The sequence below is a fragment of the Enterobacter sp. C4G1 genome, assembly GCF_052886895.1.
In genome coordinates this window covers 801934-816761 of sequence record NZ_JBQVVV010000002.1, presented here as the reverse complement: position 1 = coordinate 816761, position 14828 = coordinate 801934, and the positions used below count along the sequence as shown (strand labels likewise).

Genomic DNA, 14828 nt, shown 5'->3' with positions numbered 1-14828 from the left:
TACTCAGTTGGGTGTCCAACTTTTGGGGTGCAGTCCACATGCCGGGCTTGAGTGGTTATTCGTTGGTGGATTTTTCCGCTTTACCTGCCATCTGGGCCAGGAAGTCATAGCGTTTTTGCAGGTCGATGGCCGCATCTTTCCAGAGCTGCTCAGCTACCTCAGGCTGCTGCGCATTCAGGCGACGGAAACGCTGCTCCTGCATTAGTGTCTCGGCCAGCGCATCTGACGGCGGACGCGAATCCAGCGCCAGAGGCAATTTGCCTTCATCAGCACGACGCGGATCGAAGCGATACAGCGGCCAGAACCCGGTGGCTGTGAGCTGGCGCATCTGATCGTGGCTGAGCGCCAGATCGTAACCATGCTCTTCACAAGGGCTGTAGGCGATAATCAACGACGGGCCTGGATAGGCCTCCGCTTCCTGAATGGCTTTCACCGTCTGGTTAAGCTGTGCCCCCAGTGAAATCTGGGCGACATAGACATGACCATACATCATCATGCTGACGCCCAAATCTTTACGCGCTTTGCGTTTCCCGTGTTCGCCAAACTTCGTGACCGCACCCAGTGGAGTGGCTTTAGAGGCCTGGCCACCGGTGTTGGAATAGCACTGTGTATCCAGCACCAGAATATTGACGTTTTCAGTCAGACTCAGCACATGATCCAGGCCGCCAAATCCAATATCGTAAGCCCAGCCGTCACCACCAATCAGCCAGATAGATTTCTCAACCAGCGCATCGGCATCAGTCAGTAACTGTTCTGCACCGTCAACGCCCTGGAGTGCACTGCGCAGCGCTGCAACCTGCTCGCGGCGCACGTCTGGCGTCGCGTCAGCATGCAGGGCATCGTTCAGCTCAGCCGGGATCTTATCGGCAAACTGTTCCAGAAGGCGCATCACGCGGGCACGATGCTGATCGACCGTCAGACGGAAGCCCAGGCCGAACTCGGCGTTGTCTTCAAACAGGGAGTTCGCCCATGCCGGGCCGCGCCCGTTGGCATCCGTGGTGTACGGCGTTGATGGCAGGTTGCCCCCGTAAATAGATGAACAGCCGGTGGCATTGGCAATCAACATGCGATCACCATACAACTGGGTCAGCAGTTTGATGTACGGGGTTTCACCGCAGCCAGAGCAGGCGCCGGAGTACTCGAACAGCGGGGTAATCAGCTGCGAAGTACGGATGTCGATACGTTCCAGTGTGCTGCGATCGATTTCTGGAAGGTCCAGGAAGAAATCATAATTCACTTTCTCTTCTTCCACGTGCTCCAGACGCGACATCATATTGATGGCTTTTATTTCCGGGTTCTGACGATCTTTCGCCGGGCAAACTTCCACGCACAGGTTACAGCCGGTGCAATCTTCCGGTGCCACCTGGAGAACATATTTCTGTCCGCGCATATCGCGGGATTTTACATCCAGAGAATGCAGGCTGGCTGGTGCATTTTCCATCGCTTCCGGAGGCACCACTTTGGCGCGAATGGCAGAATGCGGGCAGGCAGCAACGCAGTGGTTACACTGAGTACACAGCTCTTCTTTCCAGATGGGGATCTCTTCGGCGATGTTGCGTTTTTCCCAGCGCGTGGTGCCCATCGGCCAGGTTCCGTCTGGCGGCAGCGCCGAAACTGGAAGGGCATCACCCAGACCTGCCAGCATTGCAGCGGTAACGGTTTTAACAAAGTCAGGGGCAGCGTCAGACACTACTGGCGGCCGGTTCGGGCTGGCGGCGTTCACCTGCTGTAACGGTACTTCGAACAATGATTCGCGTGCCAGCGCCAGCGCCTGCCAGTTACGTTCAACCAGCTCCTGGCCTTTGCTGCTGTAGCTTTTGGCAATCGCACCCTGCAACTCCGCCAGCGCGCTGTCGCCCGGCAGGATGTTGGTCAGGTGGAAGAAGGCCATCTGCATGACGGTATTAATACGCGCTGCAAGCCCGCACTCACGCGCAATTTTTGCCGCATTAACCACAAAGAAGCGGGCTTTTTTCTGATTAAGAACCGCCTGCACTTCCTGCGGCAGGCGCGACCAGACATCATCTGCGCTGTACGGCGTATTGAGCAGGAAAATACCGCCAGGTTTGAGGCGTTCGGCCATCTGGTATTTATCGATAAACTGCAACTGATGGCAGCCGACAAAATCTGCCTGCGACACCAGGTACGCCGAACGGATCGGGTGTTCGCTGACGCGCAGGTGAGAAACGGTCAGCCCACCGGCTTTTTTCGAGTCATACACGAAATAACCCTGCGCGTACCACGGCGTCGAGTTACCGATGATGCAATATTGTTCTTGGTTGCCGAGACGCTACCGTCACTGCCTAAGCCATAGAACAGCGCTTCAAGCTTCGCTTTTGATGGCAGCGTGTTTTCCGGTAACACCAGCGAAAGGTTAGTAACGTCATCATAAATGCCGACCGTAAAGCGCGGTTTTGGCTTCGCTTCAGCCAGTTCATTGAACACCGCAAACACGCAGTCAGGGCCAAATTCTTTAGAGGAAAGACCGTACCGGCCGCCAATGACACGCGGTAAGGTTTCACGTTCACCGCTGTTGAAGGCTTCCGCCAGGGCGGTCATCACGTCCAGATACAGCGGCTCGGCATGTGCGCCTGGCTCTTTGGTACGGTCGAGCACGGCAACGCTACGGGTGCTTTCCGGCAGGGCAGAGAGCAGGTGTTTTGCCGAGAACGGGCGATAAAGGCGCACTTTCAGCACACCGACTTTTTCGCCACGTGTCAGGAGTTCGTCCACCACTTCTTCACAGGTACCGATTGCAGACCCCATCAGCACGATGACGCGTTCTGCCTGCGGGTGACCGTAGTATTCAAACGGTTTGTATTCACGCCCGGTAGCGGTGGCAAAGTCGTTCATCGCCTGCTCAACGTGGTCGTAAACGGCGTTGTACCATGGGTTTGTCGCTTCACGTGACTGGAAGTAGGTGTCCGGGTTGGCGGACGTGCCGCGAATAACCGGGTGTTCCGGGTTCAGGGCGCGGGCGCGATGGGCGTCAATTTCTGCCTGCGGCAGCAGGTTCAGGATAGTGTCATCCGCCAGGGGAACGATTTTGTTGATTTCATGCGAGGTGCGGAAACCATCAAAGAAATGAATAAACGGTACGCGGCTCTTGAGGGTGGCAATATGGGAAATCAGCGCGAAGTCCTGGGCTTCCTGAACACTGCTGGCACATAGCATGGCGCAGCCGGTCTGGCGTACGGCCATGACGTCAGAGTGATCGCCAAAAATCGAGAGCGCGTGCGTGGCAACGGTGCGCGCCGCCACGTGCAATACAAAGGGAGTCAGTTGTCCTGCCAGCTTGTACAGCGTCGGGATCATCAACAGCAATCCCTGGGAGGAGGTGAACGACGTAGACAGGGCACCGGTCTGCAGTGCGCCATGCACGGCAGCAATGGCCCCGGCTTCTGACTGCATTTCTACCACTCTGGGAACATCGCCCCAGACGTTTTTTAACCCGTTTCCCGCCCAGGCATCTGCCTGTTCAGCCATCGTAGAACTTGGCGTAATTGGGTAGATGGCGATAACTTCGCTGGTACGGAACGCGACTGACGCGACAGCACCATTACCGTCAATAGTTTGCATAAGACGACACCCTTACATTGCGCAAAAAAGGGGACCCGTGAAACCGCTACGGGTCTGATAATTATTCCCTTATTATAGGTCGCTCACCTATTCCATTGAAGTTATAAGGCTTTCGAGTGCACAAATTGATCCAGGGGGCACACCGGGGGCAAGGCATCAGGTAAGTTTTGATTAATGATATCCACCTGATTTTTACTCATTTCTCCAATCCACTTCCCGTAAACCTCATAAACCATTTTTGCGTTTTCATGACCCATCTGGCTGGCGATAAAGGACGGATTGGCGCCCGCTGACAGTGACCAGCAAGCATAAGTATGGCGCGACTGGTATGGATCACGAGCGCGAACACCCGCTTTTTTCAGCCCGGTCTCTCACGTGTACTAAAGGAGAGTGAGTATGGCTACTTTGACGAAGCAGGAAAAAGTCTGGGTTAAGAGGCTCAATAAGCTTCTGGCTGAGTGCCCATCTAAACGACTGGCGTTTGCCACTACCGGCGATTGTGATGTGTCTATTTTCAACTAGCCACAGTATGACGCTATCTGTGATGAGCAGGAAAATAACGGTGGAGAGTTTATTTCTGCTGTGGCGCGTATAGGAGCACTTTTTGAAGAGGTGCTGAACTTCCTGAACCAAGTCGAAAGCACCGACTAACCCATGAGCACTATTACCAGAGAATTCACAAAAGAGCAGTTAATCGAAGAGGCGATGTATGCTGTGAACGGCTGCAATGCAGCGATCCGCGTATCGACTGGTGTTGAGGCGCGCAGAATTAGTCTCCGCTTGGGTGAAATCGCGCTGGCGGCATTAACTCCCAAACCGCTTGACGGCGCAGAGCGCCAGGAGCTTCAAGAATACCGGAAAGCTGCTACTGAGCGAGGCGCGTTTTCAGAGCTAACTGTAGAAATGTTGCCTGAGAGAATTAAACGGCTGCCAGCCGCAACCGCCCTGGTCTGGCTTGATGGTTATAACAGCGCTGCCCGCACCGACATCGAATAATTTAGAGCATCAATGGGTTCTTTTTGGGACATTCCTTAAGCACAAAATGATTTAAAGTCATAAAGTTAATGTGGATATACTCAATTTTTTATCAGGAGATACACATGGCTATACCCGCATACTTATGGCTTAAAGATGATGGTGGCGCAGATATCAGGGGAACCGTTGATGTTCAGGACAGGGAGGGGAGTGTAGAAGTTTTATCTTTCGGGCATGGCTTGCACATCCCCACTGTAGTGGTCAACAAAAACTGGCCACGGCTTTGGAGTTTTTCCAGAACAATCGTTCTGATTCATTCGGCGTCAAGCCACCATTATATTGATGGGGTCTGAGCTGGCTGTAATATCCCGTGATGTAGTTCGTTATCGCTGCGCTGGCTTCGCTAACATTAGCGTATCCATTATCCGGCACCCATTCTGTTTTCAGACTTCTAAAAAAACGTTCCATCGGACTGTTATCCCAGCAATTTCCCCGGCGACTCAGGCTTTGCTTTATCTGATATCTCCACAGTAACTGCCTGAAATTCCTGCTGGTATAGTGGCTACCTTGATCCGAGTGATACAGCAAATTAGCTGGCTTTCCTCGCGCTTCCCAGGCCATGGACAGCGCTTTCGCTGTCAGTGCTGAGTCCGGGAAAAATGACATCGCCCAGCCAACCGGTTTACGTGAAAACAGATCAAGCACTACGGCCAAATAAGCCCAGCGTTTACCCGTCCAGATATAAGTCACATCACCACACCAGACCTGATTAGGCTCTGTTACAGCAAACTGGCGTTCCAGATAATTAGGGATCTCAACGTGTTCTTTAGACACCTTTTTATATCGATGACCTGGCTGCTGACAGCTGATGAGACGAAGCTCTTTCATCAGTTTTGTTGCCCGCCAGCGGCTAAGTTTTACACCTTTGTTCGTGACCATCGCGGCAATATTACGAGCACCTGCGGAACCATTACTTTCGCGATAGCTTTCACGGACAAGACTGAGTAATACCACGCGTGTGGCATCAGGCTTCTTTGGCTGCCGCCAGTATTTATAGCTGCTGCGGTGAACCCCAAACACGTTGCACACGACGGCAACGGGAAACCGCGCCCTGAGTTTCTCAACTAATGAGAACTGTTCAGGGAGCCTGACATCAAGAGCGCGGTAGCCTTTTTTAATATATCTCTTTCCATTTCAACGCGTTGAAGTCTTTTCTTTAGCTCGCGTATTTCAATCTGCTCAGGTGTCATGGGTGAAGCTATGGGTGATTTTCCCGATCGTTCTTCTTTCAACTGGCGGACCCACTTATCCATCGTGGATTTGCCGACATTCATTGCCGTGGCAGCGGCGGCAACGGTGTAATGCTGATCGAGTACAAGCTGGGCAGCTTCAAGGCGAAACTCGGGGCTAAAATTGCGTCTGTTACGTCCGGTCATAATGTCACCTGTTTTTGACTATGAGGCGATGATATCACCTCTATTCAGGTGGCCAAATTTAGTGTGCCACTACACCACCGACGGCAATACCGGAAAGCTTACAGGCACCCGCATCCATTCCCCGCTTACTATAGAAAAAGAGTTCGATTCATCCTCACCATATCTCTACCGGGCAGTTGCGAGCGGGCAAACCCTAAAATCAGCCGAAATTAAATGGTACCGCATCAATGATGCCGGGCAGGAGGTTGAGTATTTCAACATGCTGCTTGAGGGAGTCAAAGTCGTTTCTGTATGTCCGCTGATGCATAACTGCAAAAACGCCGGCACGGAAAAACACAATCATCTCGAGGCGGTTTCCCTGCGCTATGAAAAAATCACCTGGAAGCACTGCGACGGCAATATCATGTTCACTGATGCGTGGAACGAGCGATGATCCATTGCACCTTCAGGCTGAACGGTAATGCGTTGTCTAACCTGAGCTGCCCCGGGATAGGTTTTTTTCCTGCATACTCCGGCAATGCGGGAATTCACCGCAATAACCCGGATTCAGTTGCTGTGAAGAACATAGGGCCACTCCCGCCAGGGAAATATTATATTGTCGAACGACCGCGAAGCATGAGTACGTACGTTAAAGATGTGTTTGCTACTAAGTATACCGGGTCTGATCACTCAATCTGGTTTGCTTTGTATCGCGAGGATGGCAGCATAGATGACACTACATTTATCAATGCAGTAAGCAGGGGGAGTTTTAGGCTCCATCCTGCAGGATATGAGGGCATAAGTAATGGTTGCATTACTCTTCCTTCACCTTCTCATTTTGCGGTGCTTCGGGAAGCCCTACTGAGGACCCCGAAGATCCTTGTATCTGGTTCGCTTTATGCGTATGGCACAGTTCAGGTGTATTAAATGACTCCAGCTGAGAAGATGGGCGCATGGTGGTTGAGATTTTTTGGTTTTTTCATTGTATTTGCTGGTTGCCTACTGATTGATTTTGATAATGACTTTTTACTGCGTGAGAGATTAGCGTTTGGCGATATGTCGGAAAACCGCTGGAATGATCTTGTTGTTGGTGGGAGTTCGCTTATTTCAGCGCTGGTGATTTTCCTGATTGTGTGCGTGGTGTCAGGTAAAAAAGAAGCATTTTTTTGGCTGGGCCAAATCTGCATATTTCTTGCGATTTTTGCGGGGATATATGCCTCGCTTCCTGAGCAACTGGTGTCGTTTTTCTTCATTCTGTGCGGTGCTTTTGCCTTGACCTCCCTGGTAGTGTTCATGCTTGCGAAACGAAGAAATATTTAAAGCAGCTCAGACCCGCTTCGGCGGGTTTTTTGTGAATTGCTTCTTATGGCAGTAAGCACGAATTGAATTAAACCACAACGAAGGCATGGTTATACTCCGCATTTTTATAAGGAGATAAATCATGGCTATACCAGCATATTTGTGGTTGAAGGATGACGGCGGCGCAGACATCACAGGCTCTGTTGATGTACAAGATCGTGATGGCAGCATAGAGATTCACAGTTTCGCCCACGGTCTGCACCTGCCGACTGACAACATGACCGGCAAGATCACAGGCACACGCATACATAGCACGCTGACGTTTGAGAAAGAATTCGACTCATCCAGCCCCTATCTGTACAAAGCGGTGGCAAAAGGCCAGACCCTAAAGAGCGCTGAGTTTAAATGGTACCGCATCAATGATGCCGGGCAGGAGGTTGAGTATTTCAACATGCTGCTTGAGGGAGTCAAAGTCGTGGGTATCACCCCTGTGATGCATAACGTTAAAACCCCGTCGATGGAGAAACACAACCATCTGGAATCCATCGAACTTCGGTATGAAAAAATCACCTGGAAATATTGCGACGGCAACATCAAGTTTACTGATGGCTGGAACATGAGGGTTACTGCGTGATTATCGCCCGGTTTGCCCTGAATGGCTTGCCAACCTCTATCCTGAGTGTGCCCGGGGTCGGGAACTTCCCGGCATTCTCCGGCCAGCAGTATGGGCGTAACAACTCAACGATGCAAAGCCGCAAAGAGATCGGCCCACGGGGCTTAAGTGAGGGATGCATAACGCTGAGCCAGCAAGCTGATTTTGATTACCTAAGAAATGCGCTGCTGAACACGACTATGATGCCAGTGCCATGCACCAGCATGAGAGCCTATGGAACAATCACCGTAACATGAGAAAGATCCCGGCAGCTTTCCTCAGTGCGATCGCCTGTGTTGTGACATTCGCCAGCATTTCCGGTGCATGGTTCAATGGCGTGCCTATAGAGTGGATTTACGCCATTTCTGATGTACTGGGAACCTTCGGTGACGAAAGCACCCTCGAAATAGTGCTTATGTCGAGCTGGGTTGTGGCGCTTCTACCTTCGATCCTCGCTGCACTCCTTGTTTATCGAATACTGATGAGGAAAAGAAGAGCCACCAACTAACACGCTTCGGCGGGTTTCTTGTTTTCTAAGCTTTGAATGCTATTCTACTCTCGGACGCTATTTCTACATTGTTCGTCTGAAATACAGTTACGAGACATTTACGAAGTAAATTACCGAGCGAAAGTTATTTTTATTCTTCCAAAGCCGCAGATCTGGAGCCAGAAAAACGCGCCAGCATGAATAGCCAACCGCTAGTAAATATCTCAGAGCGCCACACTTTGGCGCTCGATGATTTTTATTCTTCTTCAGATTCGGGGGCAGGGAAAAAGATGCTAAAAGAATACTGGTTACCTTTATTGTTAGAAATCGTCAGGATTCCTTCTTCTTCGTCCCACTCCATGTGTTGAAAATCTGTGGTGAAGTAAGTGTAACTTTCGATTTTGAAATCCACAAAATCAAACTCCACTGTATTGGTATCGATTTTGACGACTATATCGTATTGATTGCCGTCAACAAATCCCTTTACAACGGCATGGCTTTCACGACCAATGCCCAAATAACTACGACAAGCTTGAGCTGCCATTACGGATTCTAAAGACATGATTGATCTCCTATCAGTTTAAATTCCGTTAAGAACAGGCATTCTTATCAAAACTTTTACCACTTTATATGAGTTATCCATGAAAAAACAGAAGTTGCCCGGATGCCCGACGATGGAAATACCTCTATTCCTGGATTATTTTTTGGCACATCTACTGAAAGGGGGAGCCTATGCCCGCGCGAAGTGGCTGTGCGTAATGACACTCCGCACTGCTATGACCTGGTTCCCTGCATCAATGAGTAGATCAACTTTTTGGCAAAAAAAGCGTGAGCATTTGTTTCCTGAGTGCATAAATACGCATTCTGGCTCTCGACGCAACGCGGTGGGATGCCTATTATGCTTAGGTTTCGTTACCGTTGATGGGGAAAAAAGTATGCGTTCATCGTTATGGGTAGGATGTGCCGCATTATTGTTGTCGGCGTGTAGCAGTGAACCTGTGCAGCAAGCTACTGCCGCGCACGTGACGCCAGGGATGAAAGCGGCAATGTCCAGCTCAGGACAGGCTAATTGTGCGATGATCGGCGGATCGCTATCCGTTGCCCGTCAGCTTGACGGCTCCGCGATAGGGATGTGCGCACTGCCTAACGGCAAACGTTGCAGTGAACAGTCGCTTGCCGTTGGAACATGCGGAAACTACTGATTATTCTGCCCGCTTAAAGGTCAGCGTTTTATCAGCCGTTGCCAGCGTTAACTGGTCTTCAGTCAGGTCGACCTGCGCCCCTTTGCGTAGCATGTTGCTGATCGCCTGATCCAACTCGTTAAGCTGCGGCTCTGAACATAATTTGCGGGTCATAGCCAGCGTCTTAACCTTAAGCTCGCCTTCGGACAATTTCCCCTCGCCGCTAAAGCGATTACACATCACGCCGGAAACAGTCATGTTTTTGGTAAGACTAATATCTGACTGCGAACCACTGAAGCTAATTTCAGGCCGCGTTGCTGTGGTTGTCACGGCTTTACCGTCCACATTTTCCAGAATAAAGCGATGGTTTTGGAGTTGATCTGCCTGAACGGAGGCTTTGCCGGGATTAACACAGCCGGCGAGGACCAGGCTGAACAGACTTAACGCAACGAGCTTTTTCATATTTATTCTCAAACTATCAATGCTGTGAATCAATTACAGTGTAACGATACTCCTGCGCGAGTTAATGGGGTTTATCTGAAAGTGCGAGAAGAAACCGGGCCGCAGGATGCAACCCGGTTTGCCGGTTAGTGTGACTTAAACCCAGCGGCGGCCATCAGCAGGCGAAAGACCATACTCACACCCGCCAGAGCCAGGACGCTGCCGCCCCAGATGAGGGCCAGCCACATCAGGCGTTTCCAGACCGGTTGTTGCATCAGTGATAACCCTCCCCATGCTGAACTTTTCCACGAAAGACGTAGTAGCTCCAGAATGTGTAGACCAAAATAACCGGAATAATCAGCAGCGCGCCCACCAGCATAAAGCCCTGACTTTGCGCTGGCGCTGCGGCCTGCCACAGGGTAATCGACGGCGGAATAATGTGCGGCCAGATGCTGATCCCAAGCCCGCTAAAGCCAAGGAAAATCAGCCCCAGCGTCAAAACAAACGGCAGATTATGGCTCGCCGGGTTATTCAGGCTGCGCCACTGGAACAGACTAAACACCACGACCAGCACCGGTACAGGCAGCAGGAAAAACAGGTTCGGCAGTGTAAACCAGCGCGCGGCAATGTCGGAGTGCGTCAGTGGAGTCCAGGCGCTAATCACAGCGATAATCACCAGCAGCGCCAGCAGCAGGCGTTTCGACACCTGTCGCATCCGCTGCTGAAGCGCGTTCTCACTTTTCATCACCAGCCACGTTGACCCTAGCAGGGCGTACGCCACCACCAGACCCACGCCACAGAACAGATTAAACGCCGTGAACCAGTCGAATGGCCCGCCGGTGTATGTGCGCCCGGTTACCGTAAACCCATTGATCACCGCACCCACCGTCACGCCCTGGGTGAAGGTTGCCAGAATCGACCCGCCAATAAAGGCTTTATCCCAGAAAGGACGGTGCGCGGGCGTCGCTTTAAAACGAAACTCAAAGGCAACGCCGCGGAATATAAGTCCGATCAGCATTAATGTCAGCGGGATGGTCAGAGCATCAATAATCACCGCATAGGCCAGCGGGAAAGCACCAAACAACGCCGCGCCGCCAAGCACCAGCCAGGTTTCGTTGCCATCCCAGACGGGCGCAACGCTGTTGACCATCACATCGCGATCGTCGGCGTTTTGCGTTGCCGGGAACAGAATGCCAATCCCCAGATCAAAACCGTCCATCACGATATACATCAGCGTGGCGAAAACGATGATGACAAACCAGATAACGGAAAGATCGATACCCATTATGGTTTCTCCTTCAGTTCAGTAACCGCAGAAAGCGGGCGCGCAGGGCGGCCATCGGATTCTGTGGCAAAGGTTTCGTGCGCCTGAGGGCCTTTCTTAATCAGCCGCACCATATAGCTGTATCCCACGCCAAAGACGGAGGTATAGACCACAAAGAACGTCAGCAAACTGACGCTCATATGCAAATCGCCGTGCGCGGAGACTGCATCTTTTGTGCGTTGAAGCCCGTACACCACCCACGGCTGGCGGCCCACTTCAGTCGTCACCCAGCCCGCCAGAATGGCAATCAGCCCGGACGGCCCCATCAGCAGGGCAAACCACAGGAAGGGGCGTGAGGAATAAACGCGTTTCTTGTAACGCAACCAGACGGCCACCACTCCGAGCAACAGCATCAACATGCCCAGCCCGGCCATAATGCGGAAAGACCAGAACACGATGGTGGCGTTAGGGCGATCTTCTTTCGGGAACTCTTTCAGCGCCGGAACTTGTTTACCCAGGCTGTGCGTGAGGATCAGGCTGCCCAGCGCCGGGATCTCAAGCCCAAAGCGTGTACGTTCCTGCTCCATATCTGGCAGGCCAAACAGTAACAACGGTGTTGGCTCGCCGGGTAGATTTTCCCAGTGGCCTTCAATGGCCGCGATTTTCGCTGGCTGATGCTTAAGGGTATTCAGACCGTGCATATCGCCAATCATCGCCTGGATGGGGGCAACAATCAGGGTCATCCACAGCGCCATCGAGAACATGGCGCGGATAGCCGGCGTATTGTTGCCGCGCAGTAAATGCCAGGCCGCAGACGCGCCGACAAAAAGCGCGCTACTCAGAAATGCCGCTATCGACATGTGCAGCAGGCGATACGGGAAGGAGGGATTAAATACCACCGCAAACCAGTCGACGGGTACAACCTGCCCATTAACGATTTCATAGCCCTGCGGGGTTTGCATCCAGCTGTTCGAGGCCAGGATCCAGAAGGTTGAGATGATAGTGCCGAGCGCCACCATACAGGTTGAAAAGAAGTGCAGCCCTGACCCGACTTTGTTCCAGCCGAACAGCATCACCCCGAGGAAACCCGCTTCAAGGAAGAAGGCAGTCAATACTTCGTAGGTGAGCAGGGGGCCGGTAATGCTCCCGGCAAACTGGGAAAATCCACTCCAGTTGGTGCCAAACTGGTACGCCATCACCAGGCCTGAAACCACCCCCATGCCAAAGTTAACGGCGAAGATTTTTGACCAGAAATGGTAAAGCGAACGCCAGACCGGGTTTTTCGTTTTCAGCCATAGCCCTTCCAGCACGGCGAGGTAGCTCGCCAGGCCAATGGTGATCGCCGGGAAAATAATGTGAAAGGATACGGTAAATGCGAATTGTATCCTCGCAAGATGAAAAGCATCTAAACCAAACATGCACAGCCTCAATGTCAAACGGTGTGCTGTTATGGTATGGGGTTGCGAAGAAGAGTATCAGACGCAGAAAAATGAAATTTATGTATAACAGTTTGCTAAAGGCATGTTTTTTTCGGCATCTGATATAACCGGTGTGTTCAGAGGGGCATCCCACGAAGAGAAGACATAATTCGATGGATTATAAAAAGATTATTCTTATGCATTTTATTTATTAATTAGCTTGCTTTATGGTCATCGTCGTGCGTTAATGTCCCTCTGGTTTTGATTTCAAATAAATATCTGACGTAGTTTTATAAAGCAGTTCTCATCACGTTGTGCCTCTCCGCAGCCTCTCTTGGGTCTTTTTCTACACTCCGATAAGTTTTGTTTCATACCACTATCGCCTGAATGGCCCATTAGTAATTTACGTTTTTTACGTTTACAGGAGAATCTTATGACTTCTTATATCCATTTCCGCTGCCCATGCTGTCATGGCTCGCAGTACCGCACCTCAGTCTTTGACGTGTCGGAAAAAAATCCACACGGCGCGAAATGCATTTTCTGCAAATCGTCCATGATTACGCTCGATCATTTAGCGGCTGCTCGCTTTACCCAAAGCGCAGTCACTGAGTACCGCAAGTAATTACACCGTTAAACCATAACAGTTAGCAAAATCTTCTCTTTTTCTTCTTCTGATATACACTGTTGTTCAGCAAGGAGAATCTGATGAAAAAATACCAGCGTCTGGCGCAACAAATTATCTCGCAAATAGAGCTTGGCGCATGGCTGCCGGGCGATAAATTGCCTTCCCTGCGTGAGCAGGTTGCGAGCAGCGGCATGAGTTTTATGACCGTTGGCCATGCCTATCAGATGCTGGAAAGCCAGGGAAGGATTGTCGCAAGACCGCAGTCGGGCTATTACGTTGCCTCGCGCCCGACGCCATCACAGCCTTCGCCGCCCGCTCAGGTGATGCGCGATGAAGTGGTGGACATCAACACCTATATTTTCGACGTGTTGCAGGCCAGCCGCGATCCTTCTGTGGTGCCATTTGCTTCAGCGTTCCCTGATCCCCGGCTCTTCCCGCTCCAGCAACTCAACCGTTCGCTTGCTAACGTCAGTAAAACAGCCACCGCCATGAGTGTGATTGAAAACCTGCCGCCGGGAAACGTCGATTTACGTCATGCCATTGCCCGTCGCTACGCTCAGCAGGGGATGAACATCTCACCGGAAGAAATTGTCATCACCGCCGGGGCGCTTGAGGCGCTCAACCTCAGTTTGCAGGCGGTGACCGAGCCTGGCGACTGGGTGATTGTCGAAAACCCCTGTTTTTACGGTGCGCTTCAGGCGCTCGAACGCCTGAAATTAAAAGCGCTCTCCATTGCCACTGACGTCCGCGAAGGGATCGATCTGAACGCGCTTGAACATGCGCTGAACGAGTATCCGGTCAAAGCCTGCTGGCTGATGACCAACAGCCAGAACCCGCTTGGGTTTACGCTAAGCGCGGAGAAAAAAGCGCATTTAGTGGCGCTGTTGACCCGTTACAACGTCACTCTGATTGAAGATGACGTCTATAGCGAGCTCTATTTTGGCCGTGAAAAACCGCTTCCGGCCAAAGCGTGGGACACCCAGGACATGACGCTGCACTGTTCCTCATTTTCAAAATGCCTGGTGGCTGGCTTTCGTATCGGCTGGGTAGCCGCCGGAAAACATGCCCGACGCATTCAACAGTTGCAGCTGATGAGTACGTTATCCACCAGTTCACCCGTGCAGCTGGCGCTGGTGGATTATCTGGCGACAAAACGCTATGACGCCCATCTTCGCCGCCTGCGGCGCACGCTGGCCGAACGTAAACAGCTGGCATGGCAATCGCTTTTGCGCCATATGCCTGCGGGGGTGAAAATCCACCACAACGACAGCGGCTACTTCTTATGGCTGGAACTACCTGCGCCGCTGGATGCTGGGATACTGAGCGAGAGAGCGCTGGAGAACCATATCAGCATTGCGCCGGGCAAAATGTTTTCAACCTCTGACGCCTGGACACCGTTTTTCCGTTTTAATACCTCATGGGCGTGGGGTGAGCGAGAGGAGCAGGCGGTAAGTCAGTTGGGGAAATTAATAAGCACGATGATGAAATAATA

Annotated in this window: 17 protein-coding genes and 3 pseudogenes; 12 read left to right on the top strand and 8 right to left on the bottom strand. The window is 51.7% G+C overall.

Features of this window, described 5'->3' with window-relative positions; all coding sequences use genetic code 11:
- Positions 1 to 55: 55 nt before the first annotated feature.
- Both nifJ and ACT9TW_RS17830 read right to left on the bottom strand, forming a co-directional pair.
- Positions 56 to 3579, bottom strand: a pseudogene (nifJ, locus tag ACT9TW_RS17835) (pyruvate:ferredoxin (flavodoxin) oxidoreductase).
- 101 nt (positions 3580 to 3680) lie between these two features.
- Positions 3681 to 3950, bottom strand: a pseudogene (locus ACT9TW_RS17830) (site-specific integrase); the annotation flags it as partial.
- 25 nt (positions 3951 to 3975) lie between these two features.
- On the opposite strand from ACT9TW_RS17830, the gene ACT9TW_RS17825 reads away from it, so the two are divergent.
- The 3 genes and pseudogenes from ACT9TW_RS17825 to ACT9TW_RS17815 form a co-directional block, all read left to right on the top strand.
- Positions 3976 to 4101 carry a hypothetical protein gene (locus tag ACT9TW_RS17825; RefSeq protein ID WP_446493251.1) on the top strand — a complete coding sequence of 42 codons (126 nt, stop codon included), beginning with the start codon at positions 3976 to 3978 and terminating at the stop codon, positions 4099 to 4101.
- A 132-nt stretch (positions 4102 to 4233) separates the two neighbouring features.
- Positions 4234 to 4575 carry a hypothetical protein gene (locus ACT9TW_RS17820; protein ID WP_446493250.1) on the top strand — a complete coding sequence of 114 codons (342 nt, stop codon included), beginning with the start codon at positions 4234 to 4236 and terminating at the stop codon, positions 4573 to 4575.
- A gap of 104 nt (positions 4576 to 4679) precedes the next feature.
- Positions 4680 to 4808, top strand: a pseudogene (locus ACT9TW_RS17815) (type VI secretion system tube protein Hcp); the annotation flags it as partial.
- Between the two features lie 7 nt (positions 4809 to 4815).
- Here ACT9TW_RS17815 and ACT9TW_RS17810 read toward each other — a convergent pair.
- Positions 4816 to 5990, bottom strand: a protein-coding gene (locus ACT9TW_RS17810) for an IS3 family transposase (protein ID WP_446492749.1) whose coding sequence is annotated in 2 segments (ribosomal slippage) — positions 4816 to 5732 and positions 5732 to 5990 — 1176 coding nt in all. Because the reading frame shifts where the segments join, the coding sequence is not laid out codon by codon here.
- A gap of 1 nt (position 5991) precedes the next feature.
- On the opposite strand from ACT9TW_RS17810, the gene ACT9TW_RS17805 reads away from it, so the two are divergent.
- From ACT9TW_RS17805 to ACT9TW_RS17780, 6 genes are all read left to right on the top strand, one after another.
- The gene (locus ACT9TW_RS17805) at positions 5992 to 6423 is read left to right on the top strand and encodes an Hcp family type VI secretion system effector (protein ID WP_446493249.1); all 432 of its coding nucleotides are present in this window, start codon (positions 5992 to 5994) and stop codon (positions 6421 to 6423) included.
- The gene (locus ACT9TW_RS17800; RefSeq protein ID WP_446493248.1) at positions 6420 to 6896 is read left to right on the top strand and encodes a DUF2778 domain-containing protein; all 477 of its coding nucleotides are present in this window, start codon (positions 6420 to 6422) and stop codon (positions 6894 to 6896) included. Before ACT9TW_RS17805 ends, ACT9TW_RS17800 begins: the two co-directional genes overlap by 4 nt.
- On the top strand, positions 6897 to 7289 hold the full coding sequence (locus tag ACT9TW_RS17795) for a hypothetical protein (protein WP_446493247.1): 393 nt from the start codon (positions 6897 to 6899) through the stop codon (positions 7287 to 7289).
- A gap of 121 nt (positions 7290 to 7410) precedes the next feature.
- Positions 7411 to 7902: an Hcp family type VI secretion system effector gene (locus tag ACT9TW_RS17790; RefSeq protein ID WP_446493246.1), complete on the top strand. Its 492-nt coding sequence runs from the start codon at positions 7411 to 7413 to the stop codon at positions 7900 to 7902.
- On the top strand, positions 7899 to 8177 hold the full coding sequence (locus ACT9TW_RS17785; RefSeq protein WP_446493245.1) for a hypothetical protein: 279 nt from the start codon (positions 7899 to 7901) through the stop codon (positions 8175 to 8177). Before ACT9TW_RS17790 ends, ACT9TW_RS17785 begins: the two co-directional genes overlap by 4 nt.
- A complete protein-coding gene (locus tag ACT9TW_RS17780) occupies positions 8174 to 8428 on the top strand; it encodes a hypothetical protein (protein ID WP_446493244.1) in 255 nt (84 codons plus the stop codon). The genes ACT9TW_RS17785 and ACT9TW_RS17780 overlap by 4 nt, the downstream gene beginning before the upstream one ends.
- Positions 8429 to 8663: 235 nt before the next feature.
- Here ACT9TW_RS17780 and ACT9TW_RS17775 read toward each other — a convergent pair whose 3' ends face one another.
- Complete coding sequence (locus ACT9TW_RS17775; protein ID WP_446493243.1) at positions 8664 to 8969, bottom strand: hypothetical protein; 306 nt, start codon at positions 8967 to 8969, stop codon at positions 8664 to 8666.
- Positions 8970 to 9342: 373 nt separating this feature from the next.
- On the opposite strand from ACT9TW_RS17775, the gene ACT9TW_RS17770 reads away from it, so the two are divergent.
- Complete coding sequence (locus tag ACT9TW_RS17770) at positions 9343 to 9609, top strand: putative hemolysin (protein ID WP_446493242.1); 267 nt, start codon at positions 9343 to 9345, stop codon at positions 9607 to 9609.
- On the opposite strand, the gene hslJ is transcribed toward ACT9TW_RS17770, so the two are convergent.
- The 4 genes from hslJ to ACT9TW_RS17750 all read right to left on the bottom strand — a co-directional run bounded on the left by hslJ (position 9610) and on the right by ACT9TW_RS17750 (position 12711).
- Positions 9610 to 10050 (bottom strand): heat shock protein HslJ, encoded by a 441-nt coding sequence (gene hslJ / locus ACT9TW_RS17765; RefSeq protein ID WP_446493241.1) that lies wholly within the window; start codon positions 10048 to 10050, stop codon positions 9610 to 9612.
- Between the two features lie 125 nt (positions 10051 to 10175).
- Positions 10176 to 10304 carry a DUF2474 domain-containing protein gene (locus ACT9TW_RS17760; RefSeq protein WP_217186634.1) on the bottom strand — a complete coding sequence of 43 codons (129 nt, stop codon included), beginning with the start codon at positions 10302 to 10304 and terminating at the stop codon, positions 10176 to 10178.
- The gene (gene cydB / locus ACT9TW_RS17755; protein ID WP_446493240.1) at positions 10304 to 11314 is read right to left on the bottom strand and encodes a cytochrome d ubiquinol oxidase subunit II; all 1011 of its coding nucleotides are present in this window, start codon (positions 11312 to 11314) and stop codon (positions 10304 to 10306) included. The genes ACT9TW_RS17760 and cydB overlap by 1 nt, the downstream gene beginning before the upstream one ends.
- Positions 11314 to 12711 (bottom strand): cytochrome ubiquinol oxidase subunit I, encoded by a 1398-nt coding sequence (locus ACT9TW_RS17750; protein WP_446493239.1) that lies wholly within the window; start codon positions 12709 to 12711, stop codon positions 11314 to 11316. Before ACT9TW_RS17750 ends, cydB begins: the two co-directional genes overlap by 1 nt.
- Positions 12712 to 13144: 433 nt before the next feature.
- Between ACT9TW_RS17750 and ymcF the strand changes: the two genes are divergently transcribed.
- Together ymcF and ACT9TW_RS17740 are read left to right on the top strand one after the other, a co-directional pair.
- Positions 13145 to 13333: a cold shock small protein YmcF gene (ymcF, locus tag ACT9TW_RS17745; protein ID WP_182061264.1), complete on the top strand. Its 189-nt coding sequence runs from the start codon at positions 13145 to 13147 to the stop codon at positions 13331 to 13333.
- 83 nt (positions 13334 to 13416) lie between these two features.
- Complete coding sequence (locus tag ACT9TW_RS17740; protein ID WP_446493238.1) at positions 13417 to 14826, top strand: aminotransferase-like domain-containing protein; 1410 nt, start codon at positions 13417 to 13419, stop codon at positions 14824 to 14826.
- The last annotated feature ends 2 nt before the right edge of the window (positions 14827 to 14828 follow it).